Annotated in this window: 8 protein-coding genes, 1 tRNA gene, 1 rRNA gene and 1 pseudogene; 4 read left to right on the top strand and 7 right to left on the bottom strand. The window is 26.3% G+C overall.

Going from position 1 to position 13151, the window contains the following annotated elements; translation table 11 throughout:
- Positions 1–123: 123 nt before the first annotated feature.
- Positions 124–2556 carry a glycerol-3-phosphate 1-O-acyltransferase PlsB gene (gene plsB, locus FD728_RS03490; protein ID WP_159934875.1) on the top strand — a complete coding sequence of 811 codons (2433 nt, stop codon included), beginning with the start codon at positions 124–126 and terminating at the stop codon, positions 2554–2556.
- Positions 2557–2813: 257 nt separating this feature from the next.
- On the opposite strand, the gene rpoH is transcribed toward plsB, so the two are convergent.
- Both rpoH and rsmD read right to left on the bottom strand, forming a co-directional pair.
- Positions 2814–3671, bottom strand: coding sequence for an RNA polymerase sigma factor RpoH (gene rpoH / locus FD728_RS03485; protein WP_159934873.1), 858 nt, complete (start codon positions 3669–3671; stop codon positions 2814–2816).
- An 829-nt stretch (positions 3672–4500) separates the two neighbouring features.
- Positions 4501–5097, bottom strand: a complete 597-nt coding sequence (gene rsmD, locus FD728_RS03480; protein ID WP_159934871.1) for a 16S rRNA (guanine(966)-N(2))-methyltransferase RsmD — start codon at positions 5095–5097, stop codon at positions 4501–4503.
- Between the two features lie 379 nt (positions 5098–5476).
- Here rsmD and ftsY point away from each other — a divergent pair.
- Positions 5477–6406 (top strand): annotated as a pseudogene (gene ftsY / locus FD728_RS03475) (signal recognition particle-docking protein FtsY); the annotation flags it as partial.
- Positions 6407–6510: 104 nt separating this feature from the next.
- On the opposite strand, the gene tusA reads toward ftsY, so the two are convergent.
- Positions 6511–6765 carry a sulfurtransferase TusA gene (gene tusA, locus FD728_RS03470; RefSeq protein ID WP_159934867.1) on the bottom strand — a complete coding sequence of 85 codons (255 nt, stop codon included), beginning with the start codon at positions 6763–6765 and terminating at the stop codon, positions 6511–6513.
- A 535-nt stretch (positions 6766–7300) separates the two neighbouring features.
- Positions 7301–8410, bottom strand: a complete 1110-nt coding sequence (gene asd, locus FD728_RS03465) for an aspartate-semialdehyde dehydrogenase (protein ID WP_159934865.1) — start codon at positions 8408–8410, stop codon at positions 7301–7303.
- A gap of 222 nt (positions 8411–8632) precedes the next feature.
- On the opposite strand from asd, the gene FD728_RS03460 reads away from it, so the two are divergent.
- A complete protein-coding gene (locus FD728_RS03460; RefSeq protein ID WP_159934863.1) occupies positions 8633–9226 on the top strand; it encodes a YhgN family NAAT transporter in 594 nt (197 codons plus the stop codon).
- A gap of 208 nt (positions 9227–9434) precedes the next feature.
- On the opposite strand, the gene lysC is transcribed toward FD728_RS03460, so the two are convergent.
- Positions 9435–10790, bottom strand: a complete 1356-nt coding sequence (lysC, locus tag FD728_RS03455) for a lysine-sensitive aspartokinase 3 (protein WP_159934861.1) — start codon at positions 10788–10790, stop codon at positions 9435–9437.
- Positions 10791–11220: 430 nt separating this feature from the next.
- Here lysC and pgi point away from each other — a divergent pair, with 430 nt between their 5' ends.
- Positions 11221–12870, top strand: coding sequence for a glucose-6-phosphate isomerase (gene pgi, locus FD728_RS03450; protein WP_159934859.1), 1650 nt, complete (start codon positions 11221–11223; stop codon positions 12868–12870).
- A gap of 8 nt (positions 12871–12878) precedes the next feature.
- Here pgi and FD728_RS03445 read toward each other — a convergent pair.
- Together FD728_RS03445 and rrf are read right to left on the bottom strand one after the other, a co-directional pair.
- Positions 12879–12952: transfer RNA gene (locus tag FD728_RS03445), tRNA-Asp, on the bottom strand.
- A gap of 40 nt (positions 12953–12992) precedes the next feature.
- Positions 12993–13108 (bottom strand): 5S ribosomal RNA (rrf, locus tag FD728_RS03440).
- Positions 13109–13151 lie beyond the last annotated feature (43 nt).

Below are 13151 nucleotides of genomic sequence, written 5' to 3'. Positions count from 1 at the left end.
TATGTTAATAGACATAAAGATATTATATCTTATATATAGCTTTCCTATAGTATATAAGAACTTAATTATTTTTGATAAGTATCATTATTATTTTATTATTAAAATAGAGGATTTAAAATTCAAATGTCACGTTGGAGTAAAATATATAATAAACTATTACGTTTATTATTTTCTATTCTAATAAAAAGTAAGATTATTCCAAATAATCCTATTTATGAATATAAAATAGATGTTGCTCGTCCAATTCTTTATATTATAGTTCATAACTCAAAGGTAGATTTATTTACTATACAAACACAATGTCTAAAAAATAATTTACCAGATCCTCTAGTTCCATTAGAAATAGCTGGTTCTTTATTACCACATTATCTTTTTATTTACGAAAATCCATATATTTATTCTTTACCTAGTATTTTATCTATAAAATTATTTAATAATTATATTAATTTACAACTTAAAAATTTACAAATTGATGTTCAAATATTACCTGTTTTTGTAATGTTTGGTCGTTCACCTGGACGTAAGATTCAAAGTAATTTACTATTGCGTATCCATATCTTTAAAAAAATACAAAAAATTTTTATAATTTTATGGTATGGAAGAGATAGTTTCGTCCGTTTTTTACCTACTGTTTCATTACGTAAGATTGCTATACAATATGGTTCAAATACATTAGTTATACAAAAACTAATTCGAGTAGCTAGTATTCATTTTGCTAGACATCGCTTAGTAACAGTAGGGCCAAAACTTTATGTACTCTCAGACCTATTTAATAAATTATTACAGTCAAAAATAATTAAAAAAGCAATAGAAGAAGAAGCTCGTAGTAAAAAAATTTCATATAGAACTGCAGAGCAAAAAGCTATTCTAATAATGAAAGAAATCGCTGCTAATTTCTCATATGAAGCTATTCGTTTTGCTGATCGTATCATAGGTTGGTTATGGCGTCGTTTATATAAAGGAATTCATGTTAATGGCAGTGAACGTATTCGTCAATTAGCACAATCAGGATATGAAATTGTTTATATTCCTTGCCATCGTAGTCATATGGACTATCTATTAATATCCTATGTGCTTTATAATCAAGGATTAGTACCACCTCATATTGCTGCTGGTATAAATCTTAACTTTTGGCCAATAGGTCCTCTTTTTCGTCGATTAGGTGCTTTTTTTATTCGTCGTTCATTTAAAGGAAATAAACTCTATTCTATAATTTTTCGTAGATATCTTAGTGAATTATTTACTAGAGGTTTTTCAGTAGAGTATTTTATTGAAGGTGGTCGTTCTCGAACTGGAAGGTTAATTCAACCTAAAACAGGTACTATTTTAATGACATTACAAGCTATGCTACGTAGTAGCCGTCCTATTAACTTAGTTCCTATTTATATTGGCTATGAACATGTGATAGAAATTACTACTTATATTAAAGAATTAAAAGGTTCAAAAAAGACAAAAGAAGGATTTATAGAAATGATGCGTGGTTTACGTCACTTACGTAATCTTGGTCAAGGATATGTTAACTTTGGTGAACCATTAGCATTACTAGATTACTTAAACGAATACGTACCTAAATGGCATAATAATATTATGCCAATTGATCATTCGCGTCCAGTTTGGATTACTCCAGCAGTTAATGATATTGCTACTCGTTTAATGATAAGAATTAATGAAGCTAGTGCAGCTAACGCTATTAATTTATGCGTAACAGCCTTACTATCCTCCGAACAATTATCTCTTACTCGTGAACAACTTATTGAACAATTAGAGTGTTATCTTCAATTATTGCGTAATGTTCCGTATTCACTTAAATCAACAGTACCTAATACCAGTCCAGAAATATTACTGAATCAAGCAATAAAAATGAATAAAATCAAAACTAAAACAAATAACATTAGTGATAGCATGATGTTATCGCGTAAACAAGCTATCTTAATGACTTATTATCGTAATAACATTCATCATATGCTAGTAATACCTTCTCTTATTGCGGCTATAGTATATAACTATAACGAAATTAGCCAAGTAGAAGTATTGCGTCAAATAAAGTTATTATATCCAATGTTGAAAAAAGAACTCTTCTTGCGTTGGGAAAAATCTGAGTTAGTATTAATCAATATTAAGTATTGTGAAGAGTTCATACGTCAAGGACTTGTTATTTTACAATATGGTCAACTAAAGATAAATACTAAGCGTTATCAGACACTTCAACTATTATCGGCAGGTATTAAGGAAATATTACAACGAATCGCCATTACTGTTGCTATTCTTATTTATAATCCTAACATTAAACGTATAACATTAGAAAATGAAAGTTACTTTCTAGCTAAACGTCTTTCAATTATACATGGCATTAATTCACTAGATTTTTATGACAAAAAAATTTTTAGTACACTAATAATGTCTTTACGTGAAGAAGGTTATATAAATGATGAATTTTCAAATAATTTTAATAAACAACCTATTCAAATGATTTGGCAAATTTTGGCTAAATTACTAACTAAAGATATACGTATAACTATTGAAAATACAATTATTAATAATAATATTAATAAGTGAATATTATATGGTAATAACAAAAAAATTAATCATATGAAATTACTATTTTTTCAAAAAAATATTATTTTTCTTTATAGTTACTATGTGATACTGTTATTATTTACCTTACAAAATTTATTTATAATCAATAAATTATATATTTTTAAAATTGCATAGTTCTTTATAAGAAAAAAATATTTATTTTTAATAAAATTATTAGCTATTAAATACTAAATAAAATTTATTTTCTTCTATTTAATTTAAATTTATTAAGAAAATTAAGCTTCAATAGCGATACGCAATTTTTTCATAGCATTTTTTTCTAACTGACGTACTCGTTCAGCAGATACTCCATATTTATCAGCTAACTCTTGTAAAGTAGTTTTATTTTCGCCATCTAACCAACGTGCTCGAATTATATACTGACTGCGTAAATCTAAGCTTAACATCGCATCATTTAGCTTCTCTGCTGCATGTAGATCCCAATTATCTTCTTCAATACCATCAGCAAAGTCAGATGTTTTATCTTGAAGATATAATACTGGTGCCATTGGTCTCATTTCTCCAGTTTCATCATCAGATGATAAATCAAATGTTATATCTTGTGCAGCCATACGAGATTCCATTTCACGAACATCTTTAATACTTACTCCTAGTTCACGAGCAACCATATCTACTTCATCTTGATTAAACCATCCTAATCGTTGCTTAGTTTTACGTAAATTAAAAAATAGTTTACGTTGTGCTTTAGTAGTTGCAACTTTTACAATACGCCAATTACGCAAAACATATTCATGAATTTCAGCTTTTATCCAGTGAACAGCAAAAGAAACTAAACGTACTCCTATTTCATGATTAAATCGACGTACTGCTTTCATCAAGCCAATATTACCTTCTTGAATTAAATCTGCTTGTGGTAAGCCATACCCAGAATAATTTCTAGCAATATGAATAACAAAACGTAAATGAGAAAGAATTAAAGCTTTAGCTGCATTTAAATCTCCTTCATAGTGAAGTTGCTTAGCTAGTGTTTTTTCCTCTTCTGCTGTTAGCATTGGACAATTGTTCGCAGCTCGAATATAAGAATCTAAATTACCTAGAGGAGCAATTGCTAAAGTTTGCCTTTCTTTATTCATTCAAACCCTCACGAATTCAATGGGATGGCTAATATATTCTGAAATGCATATTTATATTTTATGTTAGGTTTGTCATAAAATGTAAATAAAAGTAATTCATGCTATTGAGATAAAAAAGTTATTCATAAATTTCGATAATATCAATAAATAAATATCAATAAATACCTTATAAATATTCATAGAATACTTTTTCCTAATCTAGGCTTAACTAGGAGTCAAGAAAATAATATAACAAAAAAATACCATTAAGAATAATATTTATTTACTGAATTTACTAAAGAAAAAGTAAAGTAATATTTTTTTACTAAAAAATATAAATTTAAAAAATATTAAATATGTTAATTTATAAATATAAATTTTTATATTATTATTTACTTCTTATTACTGTTATTACTTTAGTAAAATGTTTTATATTATCACTAATTATAGTACATAAGTTAATGATCTAGTATTAAATAAAATAACAAATTATTATACCTTAAATATTTTAATTTTTAAACTTTAATTAAAAATTTTAATAAATAATATTGATTTTTATCAACTTAAATATATATTATTTCATTATTAAATAGTATTAAATTTTAAATTATTATTTAAAATAAATTTATTAATATTAAAAATATAATATAATCAATATGAATTAAATTTCAATGTATGTAATATGTTAATAATATGTAAAAATAAACTAAGTTTATTAAACAAACATGGATATGTTTATATTTTTACTTATAATTTTCTATTATTTATTTCAATTTTATATACTTTTTAAAGTATTTTAAAATAATAAAGAAAATAACTTATTGATTGAAATTTAATTAATTGTATAACATTACATTATATTAATATGACGTTTATATAAACTACAGTATACTTGACCAAATATTTTTTTACGATATAGAAACCAATTAATAGGTACAATTGGAGGAGAAGCTTTTATTGTACTTTCTACATAAATTAATGCTTCGTCAGATAACCAACCTTTTTGCTCTAATAATTGAATAGTTATATTTAAAAGTCCTTTATAAAATGGTGGATCAACAAATACTATATCAAATACTTTACTTGGGTGGTTTAACCATTTAATAGTATTAATTTGTAATACACTAGCTTCAGAAGCAGACGTATTTAGTATTTTTAATTTTTTTTTAATTTGTTTTACTAATTGAAAATTCAATTCTAATAAAGTAGCAGATGATGCATAACGTGATAGTGCTTCTAATCCTAATGCACCAGTACCAGCAAAACAATCGAGACAATGTGCTTGTTCAATATAAGGAGATAGCCAATTAAATAACGTTTCACGTAAACGATTACCTGTTGGACGTAATTCTATATGATTTAAAACTAATAATTTATGACCTCGCCAACGGCCTCCAATAAGACGTATTTGTCTAAAATTATTACGATTATAAAGATATTTACTCATTTTTTAAAATTATTATATTGTATAGTTTAATCTTTATAAGAAGTGTATAACATTAGTAATACAATATTAAAATAGTATCTTAATATTAATATAATAATATATATATTTTAAAAAATAAAATGGAAAAATGAAATGATTTTATTAGTTGATAATTTATATTTAATAAATATTATTTATACGGAGCAGAGTTATATATATGGAAAAAGAAAAGAAAAATAGTTTTTTTTCTTGGTTAAGTTTTGATAAAGAAGAAAATAAAATATTAAATCAAAAAGAAAAAAATCCTAATAAATATACTAAAGAAAAACCTTCAATTAAAACAGTAATAGAAATTCAAGACAATGATTTAGAAAAAAATAATAATTTTCAAACAATCCAACAAAAAGAAAATAATTCTATAAATCAAAATTTTTTTATTCGTTTAAAAAAAAGCTTAATTAGAACACGAGAAAATATCGGATTTAATTTTATTAATTTACTATGTAATAATAAAATTAATGAGGAATTATTTGAACAATTAGAAGAAAAATTACTTATATCTGACATAGGTATAAAAACTACATGTCATATAATGAATAAGCTTAAACAAACTAATCATAAACAATTAAAGGATACTAAAATAGTATACAATTTACTTAAGAATGAAATGATAGATATTCTTAATGAAGTAAATGTACCTTTACAAATATCTAATGAATCACCATTTATTATATTAATTATTGGAGTTAACGGAGTAGGAAAAACTACTACTATAGGTAAATTAACTCATCATTATCAAAAACAAGGTAAATCAATAATGCTAGCCGCTGGAGATACATTTCGTGCAGCAGCTATAGATCAATTACAAATATGGGGACAACGTAATAATATTCCAGTAATAGCTAAGCATAATAATGCTGATTCAGCTTCAGTAATTTTTGAAGCTATGCAAACTGCCAAATCACGTAAATTTGATATTCTTATAGCTGATACTGCAGGACGATTACATAATAAATCATTCTTATTAGAAGAATTAAAAAAAATTATTCGTGTAATGAAAAAAATAGATAAAAATACACCACATGAAATAATGCTTATTCTTGATTCATGTACTGGACAAAATGCTATTAATCAAGTGAAGTTATTTCATGAAGCCGTTAAATTAACAGGTATAACTATAACAAAACTAGATGGTACTGCAAAGGGAGGTATTATATTTTCTATTGCTGAGCAATTTAAAATTCCAATTCGATATATAGGTATTGGAGAAGGAATTGAAGATTTACGGCCTTTTAATGCAGAAGACTTTATTAAAGCATTATTTATTTAATATAAATCATTAACTTATTTAATTTACAAAATTTAATAATTACTAATTAGGATGTAGATATGTTACATTTCCTTTTAAAGTACTTAAGATTACTTAGATATAGATTAAGTAATTCCTTTTTGTATTAAGTAACGATACGGTAAAGCATGTATGTGTTGTGCTAATAATGTATGTCTCATAAAGTAACAAAAACTATGAAGATCATTTATAGTAGAAGGATCATCAGCAATAATCATTAAAGTTTCACCCAATTGCATATAGCGAATAGTTTTACGTATTACCATCATTGGTTCTGGACAACGTAATCCTAATATATTAATAGTATTGTTAGGGTTCGAAAATACATTACTTAAGCTCATAAAATATTTATTTATATTATTTAAACTGATAAATAACTTATTTTATCGTATTTTTTTAATAATTCAATATTAAATTATTATGCTATATAAGCATAAAGAAAAATACATTTAAAAAAGTATAAATTATATGAACTAAAATATTAATTATTAAATTTCTAAATTATTAGGTTAGTTAAATATTGATTTTAAATACGTATTTATACTATACGTATTTAAAGTATGATTTATACAATACATCTTATTATCTTAACATCTTATTATCTTAATATAAATTAGTTATCTTTTGAAAAAGTTTTTAACTATAATACTATTGATTAGTATTATTTTGATATCATATGAAAAAACATTCAAATATTTTTTTTTATAATATGAGAATAATATTTTTATCTTTTATTGTTTATGTATAAGTATATATTTTTTGTAAAAAAGATATTTATATCTTAAATATGTATTTTTAAAAAACCCACTAAAAAATCAATAAAATTTAAATTTATATACGAAAAGTAATAGTTATATATTTTAAAATTTAAAAAAATTAAAAAATAAGTAAACGAAGCATACGACGCAGTGGTTCAGCTGCACCCCATAATAATTGATCACCTACAGTAAAAGCAGATAAATATTTTGGACCAATGTTTAGCTTACGTAACCGACCAACTGGTATAGTCAAAGTATTAGTTATGGATGCTGGAGTTAATTCATTTATAGTGCTAATTTGATTATTTGGTATTACCTTTACCCATTTATTATGAGACATTAGTAAATGTTCAATTTCATTAATTGATAAGTTTTTTTTCATTTTTATAGTAAATGCTTGACTATGGCAACGTAGTGCACCTATTCTGATACAAAGACCATCTATTGGAATGATTTTATTAGTTGCTAAAATCTTATTAGTTTCTGCTTGTCCTTTCCATTCTTCACGACTTTGACCATTATATAATTCCTTATCTATCCAAGGAATTACATTACCTGCAAGAGGTACTCCAAAATTATCAACTGGTAAATTGTCTGAACGAACAAGGTTTGTAACGCATCGTTCAATATCTAATATTGTAGATGTTGGATCTTGTAAAGATTTTGCAACACAATTATATAACATGCCCATTTGTATCAATAGTTCACGCATATGACGTGCACCACCACCTGATGCTGCTTGATAAGTAGAAACAGATATCCATTCCACTAGATCGTTAATAAAAAGTCCACTAAGGGCCATAAGCATTAAACTAACAGTACAATTACCACCTATAAATGTTTTAATTCCCTTATCAATACCTTGGTTAATAACTTGAAGATTGACAGGATCTAGAATAATAATAGCTTCATTTTCCATGCGTAATGTAGAAGCTGCATCAATCCAATAACCATGCCATCCACTTTTGCGTAATTTTTGGTATAATTTAGTTGTATAATTACCTCCTTGGCAGGTAATTATAATATCTAATTCTTTTAATGCATCAATTGCAAAGGCATCTTGTAAATTACTAATTGATTTATTAGTAAATCTTGGAGCTAGTTGTCCAGACTGGGAAGTTGAGAAAAATATTGGATTAATTAAGTCAAAATCGTGTTCTTCGAACATGCGTGACATTAATACTGATCCAACCATACCACGCCAACCAATAAAACCTACATTTTTCATGTTCTATTCGCTTATTTATTTTCAGAAATAATTTCTCGTTATTGTAAAAAGAATACCAGTTATATAAATTTGAAATATTCTAAAGTAATAATAATGTAATTGATGATTATTAACTCTAAAAAATATAGCATTTCTGGCAAATTAATTAATTTGATAACTCTACCTTTTTAATAATGTGACTAATAATAATCTGATTTAACATAAAAGGATGGTGTATTAAAAATGACTGAAATGATATCTTCTACTATATTATTAATTTTAATTATGGATCCAGTAGGTAATCTACCAATATTTATGTCGGTTCTAAAGCATTTAGAACCAAAGCGTCGACGTATAATACTTATACGAGAAATGCTCATTGCATTGATGTTGATGATATTATTTTTATTCTCTGGAGAATCTATTTTAAACTTTTTAAATGTACGTACTCAAACTGTATCAATTGCCGGTGGAATTATTTTATTTTTAATAGCTATTAGCATGATTTTTCCTTCTAATTCAACTAATACTAATAATTTACCTGTAGGTGAAGAACCATTTTTAGTTCCTTTAGCAATCCCATTAGTAGCTGGTCCTTCTTTATTGGCTACCTTAATGTTACTTTCTCATCAATATCCAAATCAAATTTTAAACTTAATAGGTGCATTATTGATCGCTTGGGGTATTACAGCAATAATTTTATTGCTTTCAGGATTATTTTTAAGTGTATTAGGAGATAAGGGCGTAAATGCATTAGAACGTCTTATGGGATTAATTCTTATAATGTTAGCGACACAAATGTTTTTAGATGGTATTCGTTCTTATATAAAAATTTAAACAATAAGAGAATATATAACTTAATATTATTAATTTTAAGGTAACGGTTAAATTTAATTTAAATAGTATGATATACTATACTTTTATATTTCATAAATTAAAAGTACTAAAGATCTATTAATTTAATATATTTTAAATAATTAATTATTGATTTGATAATAGATAAATTAAATTAAATTGAAATAAAATAAATATTTATAAAATAGTCTTAAGAACCAAATAAATTCTTATGAAGAACACGTACTACCTTTTCAGCATCATTTCCTGGGACTAAAAAACAAATATTATAACTGCTAGCACCATAACAAATCATACGTAAATTAAAAGATTGTAAAGCACTAAATACTTCTTTACCAATACCACAAGCTTTTGATAGATTATTACCAATAATTGCTATTAATGCTAAGTTTTTTTCTATTTCAACACGACATAATGAAGAAAGTTCAATCAATAAATTACCTGTTAAAAGACTATCACTAGTAGATGTTAAACCTATATTATCAAGTGTTAATGCAACACTTATTTCTGAAGTAGTTATAAGATCAACACAAATATTATATTTTGCTAAAATATTAAATACTTCAGCTAAAAATCCTCGTGCATGTAGCATATTTAAGCTATGCAAAGTAACTAATGTTTGTTTACGACGTAGAGTTAAAGAACGAAATAATGGTGGATTTTTAGTATTATTACAAACACGAGTACCACCAGCCGTTAAATCTTTACTAGATCCAACAAACACTGGAATACCACTACGGACTGCAGGCAACAATGTTGTAGGATGTAAAACTTTAGCACCGAAAGTAGCCATTTCTGCTGCTTCTTCAAATGTAATTTCTTCAATACGTTTAGCTGTTGGTACAATGCGTGGATCAGTTGTATAAATACCTGCTACATCAGTCCATATATCTACACGTGTTGCTTGAAGAGCTTCACCGAGTAGTGCTGCAGTATAGTCACTACCACCCCTTCCTAAAGTAGTAGTACGACCTTTCATTTCACTCCCAATAAATCCTTGTGTAACAATTATTTGTTCTTGAATATCAGGTTGTAGTAATACTGTAGAATTTTCTTTTATTTTAGCAAGATCTGGATCTGCATGACCAAACCTATCGTTGGTATACATTACTTTACGTACATCAAACCATTTTACCTTTATTTGACGTTCAAGCATAATTTGAACAAATAGTAATGTAGACATTAATTCACCATGACTCACTAGTTCATCAGTTAACGCATCAGAAGTGGCTAATGTAGCTGTTTCAGATAGCATAGTAATATTTAATAAGATACGATCAATTTCATTACGGATTATATCTGGTAATTTTAAACAATTAATAATCGAATATTGAATACTACGTATTTTATCTAAAAGATAGGTACGTTGTGCCTTTTCTTGCCCTTCAGAAAGAGAAATTAATAGATTAGTTACACCTTCAGAAGCAGATAGAACAACTAAACGTGTATTTAAATTAGATAACACGATATCTATACTACGGTTCATAGAATCAAAATTAGAAACACTAGATCCACCAAATTTAGCTACAATCAAAATTTGAGACATATAATAAACCTTTTATCAAATAATATTATTCTTTTTTAATAAATTGAGTTTTATATTGAGAAAAATAATATTTTATTAGACCTTTAGTATATACATATAATGTTTTATATTTATAAATAAATATAATAATTGATTAATCAAATAAATTTCAATAATTTATAATTAAATAATATTTATTTTTTAATGCTTATTTTTTGATTAATATAATTATGTTTAAAGAGTAAATTAAGAATATTTTTCTAAAACTATATACATCTAATTAATAATTATTATATGATTATATCATTCTTATATATTAATCATATAACGTAATAATATTGACAGAAGATTGAAAGATTCAGTATGTAAAGAATAAAATATGTAATTTATGTAGTATACCTATTTTATTCTTATTATTGTTATCAATATTATTATTAGAGTATGATTTACTATGAAAAATATTAATCCAACTAAAACCGCAGCTTGGCAAGAATTACAAAAGCATTTTAATCAAATTAAATCAATACATATAGCTGAATTATTCGATCAAGATCCTAATCGTGTTGAGAAGTTTTCTATCAATATTAATGATCAAATGTTTGTTGATTTTTCAAAAAATCATATTACTAAGGAAACAATTGATAAATTACAAACATTAGCGAAAGCAACAGATTTAAAAAGTGCAATTACATCAATGTTTTATGGTAAAAAAATCAATTGTACTGAAGATCGTCCAGCATTACATATTGCATTACGTAATCGTAGTAATAGACCTATTTTTGTTGATTCTAAAAATATAATGTTAGAGATAAATACAGTTTTAAATAAAATGAAAATTTTTTCTGAACTTATTATTAATGGTATATGGAAAGGATATACTGGCAAAGCAATTAGTAATGTAGTTAATATTGGTATCGGTGGTTCTGATCTAGGTCCTTTCATGGTAACAGAAACATTACGACCGTATAAAAATCATTTAAATATGTTTTTTATTTCTAATATTGATGGTACACATCTTACTGAAATATTAAAAAAAATAAATTCAGAAACTACTTTATTTATAATTGCTTCAAAAACATTTACAACACAAGAAACAATGACTAATGCGCATAGTGCACGTGCATGGTTTCTTAGAAAAGCTGGTAATAATCAAAAATATATTACAAAACATTTTGTTGCACTTTCTACTAATATAAAAGCAGTTAATGAGTTTGGGATTGATACTTCTAATGTATTTACATTGTGGGATTGGGTTGGAGGACGTTATTCTTTATGGTCGGCAATTGGCTTATCAATTGTTTTATCCATTGGTTTTAGTAATTTTAAGCAATTACTTGATGGTGCGTATGCCATGGATCAACACTTTCTAACAACACCAGAAGAACAAAACTTACCTATATTACTAGCACTTATTGGTATCTGGTATAATAATTTTTTTGGTGCTGAAACAGAAGCTATTTTACCATATGATCAATATATGTATAAATTTACAGCATATTTACAACAAGCTAATATGGAATCTAATGGTAAAAACGTAGATCGCAATGGAAATCCAGTTAATTACCAAACTGGTCCTATTATCTGGGGAGAACCAGGTACTAATGGTCAGCATGCTTTTTATCAGCTTCTTCATCAAGGAACTAAATTAGTTCCTTGTGATTTTATTGCACCAGCTATTAGTCATAATACTTTAGCAGATCATCATAAAAAGTTATTATCAAATTTTTTCGCACAAACAAAAGCTTTAGCTTTTGGTAAATCTCGTGCATTAGTTGAACAAGAATTTATAGATACTGGTAAATCAATTCAATCTGTATCACACCTCATACCTTTTAAAATTTTTCAAGGTAATCGTCCGAGTAATTCTATTTTGCTTCGTAAAATTACTCCATTTAATCTTGGTATGTTAATAGCTTTATATGAGCATAAAATTTTTACACAAGGAGTTATATTAAATATTTTTACCTTTGATCAATGGGGAGTTGAGTTAGGTAAACAATTAGCAGATTCTATCTTATCAGACTTAGAAAATGATATGATTATTAAAAATCATGATCAATCTACTAATATCTTAATTAATCTTTACAAAAATTGGCGTTAAATTTTAAACGGAACGGACGGGATTTGAACCCGCGACCCCCTGCGTGACAGGCAGGTATTCTAACCAACTGAACTACCGCTCCATTCTTACTTAGTAAAGAAAGTGTATTTTCAGTATATGTTGCCTGGCAGTTCCCTACTCTTGCATGGGGAACCCCCATACTACCATCGGCACTACGGCATTTCACTTCTGAGTTCGGCATGGTATCAGGTGGTACCACCGCGTTATTGCCGCCAGGCGAATTCTGTTGATTCATGCACAAAATGCATGAAGTATTTTAT

Origin of the sequence: Pantoea sp. Aalb, assembly GCF_009829985.1 — a bacterium.
Classification (GTDB): Bacteria; Pseudomonadota; Gammaproteobacteria; order Enterobacterales; family Enterobacteriaceae; genus SZZU01.
Note: the sequence above shows the minus strand (reverse complement) of the source record. Positions and strands in the feature narration are given on the sequence as shown.

Excerpts from the sequence above, each read along its gene's own strand:
- rpoH (WP_159934873.1), bottom strand. The coding sequence starts at position 3,671 with ATGAATAAAGAAAGGCAAACTTTAGCAATTGCTCCTCTAGGTAATTTA.
- rsmD (WP_159934871.1), bottom strand. The coding sequence starts at position 5,097 with ATGAGTAAATATCTTTATAATCGTAATAATTTTAGACAAATACGTCTT.
- plsB (WP_159934875.1), top strand. The coding sequence starts at position 124 with ATGTCACGTTGGAGTAAAATATATAATAAACTATTACGTTTATTATTT.
- FD728_RS03460 (WP_159934863.1), top strand. The coding sequence starts at position 8,633 with ATGACTGAAATGATATCTTCTACTATATTATTAATTTTAATTATGGAT.
- tusA (WP_159934867.1), bottom strand. The coding sequence starts at position 6,765 with ATGAGCTTAAGTAATGTATTTTCGAACCCTAACAATACTATTAATATA.
- pgi (WP_159934859.1), top strand. The coding sequence starts at position 11,221 with ATGAAAAATATTAATCCAACTAAAACCGCAGCTTGGCAAGAATTACAA.
- asd (WP_159934865.1), bottom strand. The coding sequence starts at position 8,410 with ATGAAAAATGTAGGTTTTATTGGTTGGCGTGGTATGGTTGGATCAGTA.
- lysC (WP_159934861.1), bottom strand. The coding sequence starts at position 10,790 with ATGTCTCAAATTTTGATTGTAGCTAAATTTGGTGGATCTAGTGTTTCT.